Here is a 15,632-nt window from a genome sequence, read left to right on the forward strand (position 1 = left end):
ATGATCGAAAAACTATAAATAGGCGAAGGAGGGCTTAATGACTGTACACATTAAACGTATTTATGATGAGATCAGTCCAGATGACGGGAAACGCATATTAGTCGATCGCTTGTGGCCGCGAGGTATCAGTAAAGTGAGCGCAGAGCTAGATTTGTGGCCGAAGGCATTGACGCCATCGACAGATTTACGTCGTTGGTATCATCAAGACGAGGCAATGGCTTCTCGTTGGGACGAATTTAAACAGCGCTATTTGCAAGAAATACAACCCAATCAAGCCGAGTTAGAACAACTGCGCGCATGGGAAAAAGAGGAGCCCCTGACCTTACTCACAGCGGCCAAACATATGGATAAAAATCATGCGCATATCTTAAAAGCTTTAATATTAAATACCTCATTAGAGATCTAAAATTTAAACCTTCAAGTGCTGTAGCGTTGTGAAATTTACGACCTTCACAAGGTGATTAAACCATACGAAATTTATGGTTTTTAAGTTTATGAAATACATAAAAATGTTATATTAAGTTTTTATGGATTTTTGCGTCCATCTTTTTTTGAGGTCTTTTATGTCTTTACCCAATTGTCCCCAATGTAATTCTGAATATACCTATAATGATGGTGATTTACTGATTTGTCCTGAATGCTCACACGAATGGCGTGAAGGCGAAAGCGCTGCAGATGAACAGGTGCTGATTAAAGACGCCAATGGCAATGTATTGACCGATGGTGACACGGTTACTGTGGTGAAAGACCTTAAAATTAAAGGTTCATCCTCAGTGGTGAAAGTGGGCACAAAAGTTAAAAATATCCGTCTTTTAGCTGATGCAACAGATGGCCATGACATTGACTGTAAAATTGATGGTATCGGAGCAATGAAACTCAAATCTGAATACGTGAAAAAAGTTTAATTTTCGTTATTGTTCGCTCTAAAGCAACTTCCAATCATCCTAAGCGAAGTCTACACTTGGCTTGGGATGACTACTTAAACATGAAATAGATAACTAATCCGCTATAGATTTTACTTTTCAGCCTGCATAATAGAAGCATTACAGGTTTGAAATGTCTTTACTATGCCGCATATTCATTTGGAATATTCCAATAACCTTGAGCTTGAGCCTCGTCCTTTACTTAAAGCGCTAAACGCTGCCTTATTTGAATCGGGTCATGTCAGTGCCATCAATGATATTAAGAGCCGTGCTGTAGCTCAGCAAGATTTTGTTGTGGGTTTGGATGAACACGCTCAACATGCGTATATGCATGCCAAAGTTTCATTATTGACGGGTAGAACGGTCGAAGTGCAAAAGCAAATTTCATTGTTGTTATTGGACGTGATGAAACAACATGTCACAGCTCCAGCAATAGAAGTGCAACTTTGTGTGGAAATATTAGAAATGAATAAAGCGACGTATTCAAAGCAGATCCTCAGTCCTTAAGGCCTTTATTCAATGCGTTGAGTAAAGCATATCTATTCACAAATACAGCATAATGAAATCCGACTTCGGTCGGTTTTTTTGATTGGAATTATTTATTGAAAAACATTTTCTTAGTGATTAAATTTTAAGCCTTGACACTGATCAAAAAAGACATTGAAAAATGTGACCGAGTTCATTTATATTCTGTAGATCAGGTTGAATTTCCAACAATAAATCCTGATCGAATAATAGATAAAACAATGAAAATGAAGGGGTAACATATGTCGGAATGCTACCAGATCACTCATTCTAATGATCAGCAGTTTCGTTTTCTATTAAAAGCATGGAACGGTGAAATCATTTTAACGAGTGAATGATATAAAGTGTAAGCATCATCACAAAATGGGATTGAGTCTGTACAAAACAACAGTGCAGATGATAGTCGCTTTGAACGACTGAATGTTAATAATGGTAAACCATATTTCAATCTGAAAGCGGCAAACCATCATATTATTGGGATCAGCCAATTTTATGCCAGTGAGCAATCGCGCGATAAACGCATTTAGTCAGTTAAAACCCATGGTGCGAATACCCAAATTAGAGAATTAACAGCTTAAATTTGAAACAACCTGATTAAGACAGCCAAAGCGAGATGAACAAACCAGAAGGCTCGTCAAAATCACAAGATCAAAAGCTATATGGTTCTCAGATAAGCGCTGTTAGGTTGGATGCTATTCAATCTAGATCAGGCTTATTTAACGGTACAAGGAAGTACCACAACTTCACTGGCTAGAGTGGTGAACGATGAATAAGCAGAATCATATTTTGTATTATGGGCTCATTGCGATCTTGATCATCGTCTTGGGTTGGATGATTGCGTCTCCGTATTGGGTGCTGTACCAAATACGTCAAGCCTATGAGCACAATCAACCTGAAAAAATTGCTCAATATATCGATTTTGCGACAGTCAAATCGAGTCTAAAACCACAAGTTAAAGACCTCATTCAACAGAAAACTGGGCTACAGCATTTACCCGAATTCGCTCAGTCGTGGGGTGGGCAGCTCAGCACAGTCCTCAGTGCAACGCTGGTCGACAGTCTGGTCAATCCAAACAGTATCATGCTGCTTTTACAAGGCAAAGCATTAAAAGAGTCGATCCAATTACCAGAAATAACCCAACTAACCGATCCGAGCATGATTAGCTCAGGGATTGAACTATTCACTCATGCTGAAAATAAGGTCGCAGAACAACCTCATACATCAACATCATCCAAAAAGGATGCAACTCCAACTACTGTCGCTTTAAAACAAAGCCAGTCCCTTGAACCCAAAGCAAGCTATAGTGCTTGGAATCGATTTGATCTGTATGTGCCGCTCCAAGGCCTAAGCGAAGCAACATATACCGTATTTAGAATGCAACGCCGCGGTTGGAGCTGGAAGATCGTTGAAATTCAACTTCCAAACGCCTCACAGAATAATGCTTCATAAAAAATCTCTGTACACGACAAATTTCACAGAACCCTTATCCTATCAGGATTCTGCTTTCTTAAAATTGCCAAAATTTCCTTAAACTCTTCTTTTTTCCCAAAACCAATTAAACGCTGAATCGCCATTTGAACATAGTCTAAACCATAGCGAAATAAACTCATTGAGAGTCGTCCATGCTTCTTTATTTTTATCGCTTTTTTTTGATTATGTTGCCATTCACCCGTTAAGTAACACCAACAGAAGCTTATAGCTAACACCGCAATCAATTTTTTCACTCGTCTAGGGTCTGTCAAGCGCGTATTTTCAAGATTAAACCCGCGTCCTTTGAGACAACTGAATAAGGTTTCAATTTCCCAGCGTAATGCATAATCCTGAATAGCATTGGCATTAAACTGAGGAGAAACGACGAGTAAAAGCTCTCCATTTTCTAACTGTAGTGCACTTATATATAGTTTCACCCGACCAACCAAAATCCGTCGTTTACGACATTCAATTTGACCAACTTTAAGATGGCGAAATAAATCACTAATTTTATGATTCTTTCCTAAATGATTGGTGACAATGAAGTTTTTTTAACACGAATGCAGAAGTTGATGTCTTGTTCAATTAACCATGTAAACCACTGCTCACCGATAAACTCTCTGTCTGCGAACACATTCACAATACGGTCTTTACCAAAAATGGCTATAAAGCGTTGAATCAAAGCAATACGCTCTTTCGTATCTGAATTTCCACGTTTATTAAGCAATGTCCAAAGGATAGGTATCGCTATTCCACGATAAACGATTGCGAGCATCAGGATATTAATATTTCGTTTTCCCCATTTCCAATTGGTTCTATCTAAAGTCAGTTGCACTTGGTCGAATGAAAACATATTGAAAATCAACTGAGAAATTTGACGATAATCAAAATACTGACCTGCAAAGAAGCGCTGCATACGTCGATAAAATGATTGTGGTAAACACTTGATGGGCAAGGCTTTAGATGCAGAAGAAAGATTACATGTTTGCTTTAAAATAATCACAAGCATGATGAGCGCAAAGCACTTTAAATGTGACTTGTTCCATTTTAGAGATTTGTTTAAGATAAGATATAACTCATTGAGATGTGTCATAGTATTCGTCGTTAGAAAACAATTATTGTGACATTATTTCAATGAGTTATCTATTTTTGTCGTGTACAGAGATAAAAAATAAAAGAAATAGGTGCCAGAGATGCAAGATAAAATCAAAATAGTCGGTGACCAACAGGCCGCTGACGAAATTCTGCAATTTTTAGCCAATTGGGATGAGGTTATCTGCCAATTGAAAATTGAGAATATTGCTGAATCCTGCGCAGCAGATGTGAACTTTTTTGATGCCAGTTGTGAAATGCGCGGCTTAATGGCATATCAAAAAATGTGGGAATTTTATCGGGAGTATTTTCGTGAAGGTTTAAAGGTGTTTAGGCGGGAACTGGTCATCCATGCAGAACCTGATATTGCCTTTCTGCACTGTTATTCCAAAATTGATGATAAGAGTGGGATACCAACGCCAGGGATCTCGTGGTGTCGTAACACCATTGGGATGAAAAAAACGCAGTCTCTATGGAAGATCGTTCATCAACATATTTCTGTTCCAGTGGATATTGTGACTCATCAAAGTAAAGTAATTATCTTTTAATTCATCTCAAAACACAGTATGAAAACAGAGCCATGTCGCTCTGTTTTTTTTCTTTGCAAATCATTACATGAAATGCGTATGCAGTTCTAAAACTTCAGCCTAAATTAAAAAATAATGACCATCGTTCAGGATAAGAAAATGGATCATAAAAATAATAAATTAGCGCAAGATTTTGAATCATCACCATCAGGTCAAAAGCAAGGCTTACAAGACCTGAACGCCTCGAAGCAAATGCCCCCTACAGATTTACATAAAGTGATTCGAATCACGGCAGGATTCATCATCGGCAGTTTGCTGATTGCGGCCTTATATCTTGGTAAAGATATTTTTATTCCATTGGCACTCGCAATCTTATTGGCATTTTTAGTTGACCCTTTGGTGATGAAACTCCGAGGTTGGGGACTACCACAGATGCCATCGATATTTATTGTGGTCGGTTTGGCTTTGGCGATTTTGTCCGGCGCGGCTTCATATTTGGGGTATCAACTGGGGCAATTAAGCCAAGAGTTACCGCAATATCACGGTACGATTCAAAAGAAAATGGATTCAATTCGTCAATTTGCACGCGGCCCGAGTGTTTGGGATGGCGCAAAAACCACCATAGATACTGTTGAAAACTCGATAGATGATGTGGTGCCTGAAGAGAAAAATCCTAAAGTGCAGCAAGTGGAAGTGGTGGGACAACAACAAACCACGGCTGAAGCGGTCATGGCTTGGAGTGAGCGGGTGCTCAATCCCTTGGCAACCGCAGGTATTGTATTTTTATTTGTGATTCTGATTTTGGTCAATCGGAAAGATTTGCATGACCGTTTCCTTAAGCTGCTGGGCGGCAATTTAAATATCGGAACAGACGCACTCGATGAAGCCGCCAATCGTATCGGTAAATATTTACGTATGCAGCTGATGGTCAATGTGACCTACGGTATTCCGATGGCCTTGGGGCTTTGGTTTATTGGGGTGCCGGCAGCAATTATGTGGGGAATGGTGGCGATAGTGATGCGCTTTGTTCCCTATGTCGGCCCAATGATTTCTGCGATTTTCCCCATTGCATTGGCTTTTGCGGTAGATCCCACATGGAATATGGTGCTATGGACAGTGGGTTTAATTTTGCTCTTGGAGTTGGTCAGTAATAATATTATTGAGCCTTGGTTATATGGGGAAAGTACCGGACTTTCAACCTTAGCCATTATTATTGCTGCCATGTTTTGGACGGCTATGTGGGGGCCGATTGGTTTGATTTTATCGACGCCTTTAACCGCGTGTTTATTGGTGCTTTCGAGCTATGTACCATCCTTAGGTTTTATTAAAACCCTGATCGGTAGTACGCCTGCATTGGCACCGCATGAGCGCTTCTATCAAAGATTAGTCGCTGATGATGTGCAAGATGCCATGGATGTTGCACAGACTTTTATTGCTGAAAAGTTACCGAAGGATGCGACGGATGAAATCAAGGCACGTCGGGTTAATGCGTTTTATGCCAAAGTCGCGATTCCAGCCATACGGATTTTTTCGAGAGGCCACAACACCGAGGCCAGTGCTGAACATCGACTACGTTTACATCAGGGATTAAAACTGTTTAATCATAGTTTTCAACGGGCATATCCAGTGGCACAGCAGGATCAGAAAGCAGCGGTGTTATGTATCGGGGCACGTTGGGAAATTGATGTTCAAGTATCGGCTATGTTGGCGCATGGCCTAAGTTTAAGGGGTATTCCGGCTCAGGCATTTAGCGACGTATTGATTCAAAATCAGCATCAAAGTATAGATGATATCCAAGAGGATATTCAGATCGTATGTATTTCGATTTTCCATACAGCACCTGAAGCTCAAATCCGTCTATTAAGCCATTTTTTTAAGGCACAGTTTCCAGATAAAAAACTGATTTTTGCACTGTGGAGCTGTGATGAGATATCCCAATTAGATGCGATCAAAGAAAATTTCACTGTCGATGCTGTAGTCAATAATATGAATGATTTGATATTAACCATTGAAGCTTTTCAATTGACGCATGGTGAGTCTTGGTTGGATGAGCCTGATCCTAGCGTTGAAGCACAACGCTTAAAAGCATTAGAAGAACTGAATGTTTTGGATGATCGGAATTTACCGATTTATGAACAATATATTGACGAAGCCCGACAAGCCTTCGATGTGAAATATGCACAAATTTCTTGGGTCAAGCAAGACTGGGTCTATACACCAGGTAGCCCTTTGGCTAAGGCTACCGAGCAACCGATGCAGGTGCGCCAGTCGAAACAAGACTCAATCTGCAGCCATTTGGTATATCAAAATGAACGCTTGATTATTGAAGACTTACAACGTGACCCACGCTTTGCGCATTTACCTGAATTGATGCATAACCGCATTCGCTTTTATGCAGGTGTTGCACTTAGAGACCGTAATGGGGTGGCATTGGGAAGTTTCTGTGTTTTAGATCGGCAGCCGAATCAAATGACCGATGATGATATGAGTCTTTTAAAAGACCTAGCGGCAGATTTGATGAATACGCTCAGTGATGAAAATGCGAAGCGAAAAAAATGTGAAGAGATACAGCAACTGAATGATTCAACTCTATAAATTTAAATTATGTAGCAGATCCATTTAAACTGGAGTTTCAATGAAAAGCATTCTAAGATGGCTCTAATATAATTATTTTGAGCCAAAGACATGAACAAAAATAATGTCATCTGGCAACTTTTATTGGGCTACGTTGCTGCATTGGCTTGTAGTGTGAGTTTTGCTCAAATTCAAGGAAATTATTTTTCACATAAGGATTGGGAAATCGCTTGTGATAATACGGGGACATGTCGCGTTGCAGGTTATCAAGCGGAGGGCAATCAGCCCGCTATTTCCTTGTTATTACAACGTGCCGCGGGCGCTCAAGCCCAAGTCAGCGCACGAGTGAAACTCGATCCTGAAACCTTCAATGCGGCAAAAAAACCACTTCAACTTTACATTTTAGGTAAAAATCAGGGAACTGTGCAGCTTGATGCCAAAACTGCGGAAGGTCAGTTAAGTGCAGCTCAAACTCAAAAACTGATTCAAGCCTTACAAGCCAACCAACCAATTGTGTGGAAAGGCAACAACAAAACATGGTTATTGTCTGTGCAGGGCGCTAGTGCGGTTTTGCTCCGTATGGATGATTTTCAAAAGCGCATAGGGACAAATTCGGCATTATTGCGTAAAGCCAATAGCAGTTCGGCCAATGTACTCAAACCGAAAAGTATTCCGAAAGTGTATATTCAAAATTATAGTAAGGGCTTACAAACACGGTATGCCGTCAATGCGCCCACAGCCAAACAATTATTTGGATTGATAAAGAAAAAAACGACAGTAGAAGATTGTCCTCAACTCTTTGATGCAAATTTCTTAGAGGATGATCGAGTCGTGGTGTTTCCAATCAATGGAAAAAATGCCTTGGTCGAAGTGCCATGTTGGCGTGGGGCATATAACAGTGGTAATGGCTATTGGCTGATGGATCGTAACTTAAAGCAAATCAAACAATCCGTGACCTTTTCTGGAAGTGGGTTTAGTGAAGGACAAATTTTCTCCAACCAACGTGGACGAGGCATTGGTGATTGTCAAAGTAAAGGGGAATGGTCGTGGAACGGTCAGCGCTTTATCCAAACTTATATGGCAAAAACCACACAGTGCAAAGGATTTGCTGGCGGTGCATGGGAAATTCCAACCTTAGTATATTGGGTTCAACTCGACTCTTAATTACAAAAAGCCCTGATATACAGGGCTTTTAAATCATATAAAGTAGTTTTTATCGGCTTAACATGAATAACCAACAATACTAAAAACGTTTTGGAATTTTTTGTCCGCCCACAACAGGTGATTCAGCGATTTTCAACACACCAAATAGCCATGTTTCGGCATGATGAACAGCTGCTTTGAGCTCATCACCTAAGGCTAAACGCCCAGCAATAAAACTCGCCAATGAGCAGCCAGAACCGTGATATTCCCCATCTAGTCGTGGACAACGGGTTTCAGAGACTAATTCACCCTGAATGTACAACGAGTTTTGGATATAGTCTGGCGTATTTTCATGGCCACCTTTTACTAATACCGCTTGAGCGCCCATCGCAAAAAGTTTTGCTGTAGCTTTAGATATGTCGTCTTCACCTGTGAGTGCGCGTAATTCTACGGTATTAGGTGTAAGCACAGTGGCAAGCGGAATCAATTCCGCAAAGGCTTTGACCAAAGTTGCTTGATCGCCCAAAGAACCACCACTATTGGCAACTAAAACGGGGTCGAGAACATAATGATATTCGGGATGTTCACGTAAAAACTCAGCGAGAGCCGCGATATTTTCAGTCGTTCCTAGCATTCCTGATTTTACACAGCGAATAGGGAGGTCACCGACGACAGCATGTGCTTGGGCCAGCAATAACTCACGAGAGGTCGCTTCAAACGAATACACTTGTTGTGAGTTTTGAACGGTTAACGCTGTACACGCAATGGCAGCATGTGCACCACTTTGACCAATGGCTTCAATGTCCGCTTGCAGTCCTGCACCACCTGAAGGGTCAAGACCTGAAAAGCACAGTACAGTAGGGCGCACAATGATGTCCTTATTAAACAAAATTTGCGATAGTATAGGCAACTTTGAGCGAACACTCGATAGTATTTTTGCAGAAGTGAATGGATAAGGTAAAAGCTGTGATTAAGAATATATTGATTGATCTCGATGGAACATTAACAGATCCAAAAGTTGGCATTACCACTTCAGCACGCTATGGACTGGCGAAAATTGGACATCCCATTTCGGATGAGACCAATATCGATTGGATCATTGGACCACCTTTGAAAGCCTCTTTGGCCAAAATCCTCAATGTCGATGTGCATAATGTACTTGCAGATCAGGCTTTACTTGGTTATCGCGAGCGCTTTGCAGTGACCGGCTTATTTGAAAATAAAGTCTATCCTGCGGTTGCCGACACTCTAGCAACTTTACAACAGCAAGGTTTTCGCTTGTATGTTGCTACAGCAAAGCCGACGGTCTATGCCCGCCAAATTTTAGAACATTTTGATTTGGCACAATATTTTACTGTGATCTATGGCAGTGAACTGAACGGTGAGCGCACCAACAAAGGCGATTTAATTGAATACATTTTGCAGCAAGAACAGTTGGATGCGAAGGAATGTGTGATGGTGGGAGACCGTGAGTACGATATTTTAGGCGCACGCCGTAATGCTGTGCCGAGTATTGCTGTGAGCTATGGTTATGGTAGTGCAGAAGAAATTCAAACGGCTGCACCGGCTCTGGTGATTGATCGTTTTAACGATTTGATTTCGAGTATTGAGCAATTGCAGCAGCAGAAAGTATCGTAGTTTGATTTACCCTTGCGAATGAAGCTGATTATTTAAAGATAATCAGCAAAATGAGCAAGATCACCCCACAGAAAAACCATTTGAGCAAAGGTGACTCATCATTTTTGATGGTTTCTGCTTCGAGTGCGATACCATGTTTGTCGTAAACAAATACAAAATGCGCATTTGCGCTTAGAGCCATTTCTTGAATGGCTTGTAGTTCGAGTGCGCTGACTTCTTCACTTAAGCGTTCTTTTAACTGAATAAAAATAACCGGCTGTCCAAACTCATACCACTTGAAGTGGATCTGTTGTATGAGTTGGTTGAAGCACTGTTCTGCAACATGATAGTTTCGGACAAAACTTCCGCGTTCTATAAACGCCAGAGGGCAGTTTTGTTCAGCTACAATTTGATGATCACGCGTTAAAACTTGCATTTGATCATAATGGATCTGTACCCAAACTGCGTCAGGAAAAGACGCTAATTTTTCTTTTAACATCACTTTTCGGTTTCATTATTTTTTTAATTACTAGCAGTATGTCATTAAAATTTAGAGAAAAATATAGCTGAGATATAAAAAAACATTGATCTATCGAGTTTTTATCTTAAAACGTCTTTCGCAGTTTTGTCACTTTGAATTTTTACTTCCATAATTGAAATATCTAACGCTTAAGTAGGTTTTTAAAACCATTATCCTTTTTCTAGAAAACTGTTTCTCATCTGATTTATGTAATCGACCTTGTAACTATTTCAGGCTTTTGAAAAAATTCAGACAGAAAATAATAAAGCTGAATGCTATGTCCAAATCATTTTTATTCCCTAGTCAGTGGCTCAAACCATTGCACCCACGTGATCCACATGAGCATCATCGTGTCGCGACCTCTTTAGAATTGCTTTTTGACTTGATCTTTGTCGTGGCGATCGCCACCGCAGGGCAGCAACTGCATCATGCCATTGTTGAAAATCATTTGGCTCAGGGGTTAACACTGTACGGCATGGTGTTTTTTGCTTTGTGGTGGGCGTGGATGAACTTTAGTTGGTTTGCCTCAGCATATGATAATGATGATGCGCTCTATCGAATCTTAACTTTTGTACAGATTATTGGTTCTTTGGTCATTGCTGCTGGTATTCCAAGCGCTTTTCAAAAGCAGGATTTTGACGTAATTGTGATTGGCTATGCCATTATGCGTCTCGGCTTAGTTACGCAGTGGTTTCGCGTTGCTAAGCATGATCTGTCCCGTCGGAAAACTGCATTACGCTATGCGTTTGGAATCATACTGGTACAAGTGGGGTGGCTGTTCTTTCATTTTTCACCACTGCATTTCACCGTTTATCTTTTCATTTTGCTCGCAATTGCTGAACTGTCTGTGCCAGTTTTTGCAGAGGCTGCAAGCCGTACACCGTGGCATGCGCATCATATTGCAGAGCGATATTCACTGCTCACCATTATCGTTTTAGGCGAATCTATTGTCGGCTGTTCGATTGCGATGACTGATGCATTAACGAATCAACGTTTTAGTACTGAACTGATCTTTTTGATGGTAGGCGGCCTGATGATGATGTTCACCATGTGGTGGTCTTATTTTGATACCAGTATTGCAGAGCGTTTAAATAGCCGAAAAATGGCATTTACTTGGGGGTATGGACATTTCTTTGTCTTTATTAGTATCGCGGCGATTGGTGCTAGTTTAGCTGCCGCAGTCGATGTGGTTTCGCATGAGGCACTGATTAGTTCTGAAAAAGAAAGCTACTTTGTGGCGATCAGCCTCGTGATTTATACGACAAGTTTATATTTACTCCATGAATTGCATCATCAAAGTGGCTTTAGAAAACTTTTATATCCTTTAACCGTGGTGATTGTTTTGTGTATTCCGTTGTTTATCACTCCTGCAGGTTATGCAATATTTGCGATGGCAGTGGTATATGCATTGAGGTTGATGTTTTCGAAGTGTTATTTCTATTAAAAATTAAAAAAAATCCCGCTATTCGAGCGGGATTTTTTTATTGATACTCAATACAAAAATAATTTGAGAGTAGTCTTAGCCTTTCTCGTATATTTGATGCATCGTTAGTACCTTGTTGACTCAATCTATTGAATTCTAAAAGATCAAATGAAATTTCATTTTTATCAGTTTCTATATTATTGTAGCTTTCAGCTAAAGCTTTATTTTTCTGAAGCAGTTGTTTCCATTCAATAAATTTTAATCGCGTAACATTTTCTAATTTATTTTGATAGATTGCATTTCTAAAAATTAAGTAATATAAAACTATATTACCTTGTGCTCTTAATAGTTCATCTTTATTTAGAAATACTTGACTCATTTGATTGAGTACGTTCTCCACATCTTTTGTAATTACTACGATTAATTCAGAATTATCAGCATTTTCTTGAACAAACTTATCCAAATAGATTTTCTTTGTATCAACAAGTTTATTATTTTTATTGAGGCTAAACTCTGTAAATAATACCTTCGCAGCAATATCTTGATGCTTATATCTTAAATTTTGAAATTTAACTTTTTCACTAAAAAAATCATGACTAATTAATCGTCTTATTGATTTAGTAACTGCACCACTAAATGCATTTCTTTTTTCAGCTGCATTTAATGGTTCACCATCATTCAATCTAGAAAACATTTCTTCAATTAGGTCAATATCATCCGTTATAACTTCTATAATCGGTAAAATTATCGAATCGAAGTCAATTCTTATATCAATGAATTCGGATGCTATATCTTTATAACCTAAGCTAGCTAGTTTAATTTTGGGATCTCTTAAATATGAAAAATCTTCAGCTAATGTAAACTTTCCCTCAATGAAGTCCCAGATAGCCTCAAGTCTTTGTCTTCCATCAATTACTGAATGGCTGAAAGGCTCTTCATTTTGGTTTCTTGTGTAGCTATGAAAATAAATTTTAGGTAAATCAAAATCATTGAGTAAAGAGTCAATAAGGAGTTGTTTTTTTGCTAAATTCCATACATCTCCAGCTCTTTGATAAGGTGGGTCTAATCGAATTTTTTTTCGATTAGCGAAAATTTTCATAATAGTAGAGTTTTTTAAATCATGAGTCTCAATGTAATTCATATTTGATTGCTCCACTTACTAATTCACCGATACTTGCTAGTTCTGGAAAAAGTTGAAAACTACTGAAACCTAAGAGTTTTAAATCATCTGAAATTTTCTTTTTTGATTCTTTTGTAATATTAATTTTTGTAACATGTTGGCCGCTATATAGTTCATCTATAGGGGTTTTGTCTAACTGATGAATGGTAAATACCCCTTGTTGAGCTTGAATTCTTACATTATTGCGTGTTGCTATAGTTGCTAATGGTCTCATTTCAATGTGAGGAGCTTCTTCCATTGATTGAAAAGTAAATGTTGTAAGATATTTGTCTTCAAATGATGGAATAAAGTCTAGTTCACCATCTCTTTTTACATTTGCTAAAGCATTTAATTTGATTGGATCTAATATCCATAAAGCTCCATCAGAGTCTAATTCATTTGAAACTGCAAAATATAATGCAACTAATGGGCTTTCACTCCAATCAAGCAAACGTGTTGGAACTCCATAATGTTGCATTAGGAAAAGCCAATCAAAGTATGACGTGGGTTTGTTTCCTAATAACATTGATGCATTTTGCATAAATCGATTTACAATGGTTTTTTCTGAAGTTGTAGCTTTTCTTCTTAGCAAGTTTGGAGTTAATTTCCAATTTTTATCAGCTTGTCCTCGATACCATTTAATATCCTGATCTTTAAAATTTTCTAATACTGCAATAAGTTGCTCTATTGATTCTATTGAATATTCTTGAGGCATGTAAGATTCGCCATTAATTATAAGTGTTAAAAAAGGAGAACTAAAAAGTTCTCCAAATTTATTATTACCAGCTTAACGCACCACCAGTTTGATAGTCTGTTACGCGAGTTTCAAAGAAGTTCTTCTCTTTACGTAAGTCCATCATTTCTGACATCCACTGGAATGGGTTATTCACACCAGCAAATTGTTCAGGCAAGCCCAATTGGCTTAAACGACGGTTACAGATGAACTTCAAGTATTCTTCCATCATGCCTGCATTCATACCCAATACACCGCGTGGCATAGTGTCACGAGCATATTCGATTTCAAGCATTGTACCTTCAAGAATCATTTGAATGATTTCTTCTTGGAACTCAGCAGTCCATAGGTGAGGGTTTTCGATCTTGATTTGGTTGATCATGTCGATACCAAAGTTCAAGTGCATAGATTCATCACGTAAGATGTATTGGAATTGCTCAGCAACACCATTCATCTTGTTACGACGACCCATAGACAAGATTTGGCTGAAACCACAGTAGAAGAAGATACCTTCAAGTACGCAGTAGAACGCGATCAAGTTGCGAAGCAAGATTTGGTCGTTTTCAGGTGTACCTGTTTTGAACGTAGGATCACTTAAAGATTGTGTATATTTCAGACCCCAAGCTGCTTTACGAGCCACTGAAGGAATTTCACGGTACATATTGAAGACTTCGCCTTCGTCCATGCCTAAAGATTCGATACAGTATTGGTAAGCGTGCGTGTGAATCGCTTCTTCAAATGATTGACGTAAGATGTACTGACGGCATTCAGGGTTTGTGATGTGACGGTAGATTGCAAGAACCAAATTGTTTGCAACCAAAGAATCCGCAGTGGAGAAGAAACCTAAAGAACGCATAACAATGGTACGCTCATCTTCGGTTAAGCCATTTTCAGACTTCCAAAGTGCGATGTCATGGTTCATGTTCACTTCTTGCGGCATCCAGTGGTTTGCACAACCGTCTAGATATTTTTGCCAAGCCCATTCGTATTTGAACGGTACAAGTTGGTTTAAGTCAGCGCGGCAGTTGATCATCGCTTTATCGTCAACTTGAACACGCTGAGCACCCATTTCTAGCTCTTCTAAGCCCGGTGCAACGTCTAGATTTTCTAGAGCGTTAGATGCTCTTGCCAACGGATCGGTTGGATCTGTTGGTCGATTTGTACTGGTTCGAGCGGGTTGTGCAGCTGCCAAATTCGGCGATGAGTGCTGTGCATTAGATACCACTTGCGAATCAGTCGTTTTTTGCGGTTCGACGGGCGCAGGCTGGTGAGCTTGTGCAGCTTGTTTCGGTTCATCATCTTCGAAATCGTCCCAACTTAGGATAGACATAACAGTTCTCTCTTCGTTGCTTTATATCTTTTATAGACATCCAGCGTCGCTGAGATGTCCTACTATACGCTCAATTTGTGTAAGCAAAATTAAGTTTTGTCGATCACTGCTCTAAAAGTGTTCGGTAGAGCAAATATCCCCACTACTTATTTTGATTACGCGATTTATATGCCTTAAACCAGAAATAGGCGATCGGGACATAAAAAGTCAAAATAAAGGAAACCACCAAAGCGATAAGCCCTAACTGATAGTTATGTGTCATATGTGGCATGGTGGTGTCCTTGATTGTTAAATATTAAATCCTCCCCAAACCCCTCCTTTAATAAAGGAGGGGATTTCCGTGAATTATTTTGTTTTCACGGAAGTCCCCCTTTGGAAAAGGGGGATTTAGGGGGATTGTATTAAGCAGCTACCTGAGTAGTTGGCTTAAAATTTTAAATATTTTGCTCTTTTGGTTGGTTTGCATAAATGAATACAACCAAGGAACAGGGAAGAAGGCATTGCATACAGAATTTCTGAGTTTGCTTACGCACAATGCGAGCTTTCTTCTTAAATTTTTTCAGCTCTTTCGACATGTTCTTTTCCTCTAAGGGAAT

15 protein-coding genes and 1 pseudogene are annotated in these 15,632 nt (G+C 39.4%); 10 read left to right on the forward strand and 6 right to left on the reverse strand.

All coding sequences use genetic code 11. From position 1 onward, the window contains the following. Positions 1-37 precede the first annotated feature (37 nt). From LXF01_RS03665 to LXF01_RS03685, 5 genes and pseudogenes are all read left to right on the forward strand, one after another. Positions 38-406, forward strand: a complete 369-nt coding sequence (locus LXF01_RS03665) for a DUF488 domain-containing protein (RefSeq protein WP_180055549.1) — start codon at positions 38-40, stop codon at positions 404-406. A gap of 157 nt (positions 407-563) precedes the next feature. Further along, a complete protein-coding gene (locus LXF01_RS03670; protein WP_078192316.1) occupies positions 564-905 on the forward strand; it encodes a zinc ribbon domain-containing protein YjdM in 342 nt (113 codons plus the stop codon). Between the two features lie 162 nt (positions 906-1,067). Further along, positions 1,068-1,430, forward strand: a complete 363-nt coding sequence (locus tag LXF01_RS03675; RefSeq protein ID WP_233945015.1) for a 5-carboxymethyl-2-hydroxymuconate Delta-isomerase — start codon at positions 1,068-1,070, stop codon at positions 1,428-1,430. Between the two features lie 260 nt (positions 1,431-1,690). Continuing rightward, positions 1,691-1,975 (forward strand): annotated as a pseudogene (locus LXF01_RS03680) (YegP family protein). 238 nt (positions 1,976-2,213) lie between these two features. Beyond that, complete coding sequence (locus tag LXF01_RS03685) at positions 2,214-2,897, forward strand: DUF2939 domain-containing protein (protein ID WP_180120485.1); 684 nt, start codon at positions 2,214-2,216, stop codon at positions 2,895-2,897. 23 nt (positions 2,898-2,920) lie between these two features. Here LXF01_RS03685 and LXF01_RS03690 read toward each other — a convergent pair. Then, positions 2,921-4,011, reverse strand: a protein-coding gene (locus tag LXF01_RS03690) for an IS4-like element ISAba1 family transposase (RefSeq protein WP_085940648.1) whose coding sequence is annotated in 2 segments (ribosomal slippage) — positions 2,921-3,471 and positions 3,471-4,011 — 1,092 coding nt in all. Because the reading frame shifts where the segments join, the coding sequence is not laid out codon by codon here. 100 nt (positions 4,012-4,111) lie between these two features. On the opposite strand from LXF01_RS03690, the gene LXF01_RS03695 reads away from it, so the two are divergent. The 3 genes from LXF01_RS03695 to LXF01_RS03705 all read left to right on the forward strand — a co-directional run bounded on the left by LXF01_RS03695 (position 4,112) and on the right by LXF01_RS03705 (position 8,275). Further along, entirely contained in the window at positions 4,112-4,558 is a 447-nt protein-coding gene (locus LXF01_RS03695; protein WP_218948040.1) for a YybH family protein, read from the forward strand. Between the two features lie 138 nt (positions 4,559-4,696). Further along, on the forward strand, positions 4,697-7,132 hold the full coding sequence (locus LXF01_RS03700; RefSeq protein WP_233945016.1) for an AI-2E family transporter: 2,436 nt from the start codon (positions 4,697-4,699) through the stop codon (positions 7,130-7,132). 90 nt (positions 7,133-7,222) lie between these two features. Next, complete coding sequence (locus LXF01_RS03705; RefSeq protein WP_180173138.1) at positions 7,223-8,275, forward strand: DUF1176 domain-containing protein; 1,053 nt, start codon at positions 7,223-7,225, stop codon at positions 8,273-8,275. 79 nt (positions 8,276-8,354) lie between these two features. On the opposite strand, the gene LXF01_RS03710 is transcribed toward LXF01_RS03705, so the two are convergent. Next, positions 8,355-9,122 (reverse strand): hydroxymethylpyrimidine/phosphomethylpyrimidine kinase, encoded by a 768-nt coding sequence (locus tag LXF01_RS03710; RefSeq protein ID WP_078192312.1) that lies wholly within the window; start codon positions 9,120-9,122, stop codon positions 8,355-8,357. Positions 9,123-9,220: 98 nt separating this feature from the next. On the opposite strand from LXF01_RS03710, the gene LXF01_RS03715 reads away from it, so the two are divergent. After that, positions 9,221-9,892: an HAD-IA family hydrolase gene (locus LXF01_RS03715; RefSeq protein WP_180094442.1), complete on the forward strand. Its 672-nt coding sequence runs from the start codon at positions 9,221-9,223 to the stop codon at positions 9,890-9,892. A gap of 28 nt (positions 9,893-9,920) precedes the next feature. Here the strand turns inward: LXF01_RS03715 and LXF01_RS03720 are convergent, their stop codons facing one another. Then, positions 9,921-10,373, reverse strand: a complete 453-nt coding sequence (locus LXF01_RS03720) for a hypothetical protein (protein WP_233945017.1) — start codon at positions 10,371-10,373, stop codon at positions 9,921-9,923. A 295-nt stretch (positions 10,374-10,668) separates the two neighbouring features. On the opposite strand from LXF01_RS03720, the gene LXF01_RS03725 reads away from it, so the two are divergent. Further along, positions 10,669-11,835 (forward strand): low temperature requirement protein A, encoded by a 1,167-nt coding sequence (locus tag LXF01_RS03725; protein ID WP_180173136.1) that lies wholly within the window; start codon positions 10,669-10,671, stop codon positions 11,833-11,835. Between the two features lie 37 nt (positions 11,836-11,872). Here the strand turns inward: LXF01_RS03725 and LXF01_RS03730 are convergent, their stop codons facing one another. From LXF01_RS03730 to LXF01_RS03740, 3 genes are all read right to left on the reverse strand, one after another. After that, a complete protein-coding gene (locus LXF01_RS03730; protein ID WP_180173135.1) occupies positions 11,873-12,955 on the reverse strand; it encodes a DUF262 domain-containing protein in 1,083 nt (360 codons plus the stop codon). Next, positions 12,942-13,688, reverse strand: a complete 747-nt coding sequence (locus LXF01_RS03735; protein WP_180173134.1) for an FRG domain-containing protein — start codon at positions 13,686-13,688, stop codon at positions 12,942-12,944. Before LXF01_RS03735 ends, LXF01_RS03730 begins: the two co-directional genes overlap by 14 nt. A 64-nt stretch (positions 13,689-13,752) precedes the next feature. Further along, positions 13,753-15,036 carry a ribonucleotide-diphosphate reductase subunit beta gene (locus LXF01_RS03740; RefSeq protein ID WP_078191110.1) on the reverse strand — a complete coding sequence of 428 codons (1,284 nt, stop codon included), beginning with the start codon at positions 15,034-15,036 and terminating at the stop codon, positions 13,753-13,755. Positions 15,037-15,632 lie beyond the last annotated feature (596 nt).

The organism is Acinetobacter sp. SH20PTE14, from assembly GCF_021391555.1.
In the GTDB taxonomy this organism is placed as follows: domain Bacteria; phylum Pseudomonadota; class Gammaproteobacteria; order Pseudomonadales; family Moraxellaceae; genus Acinetobacter; species Acinetobacter amyesii.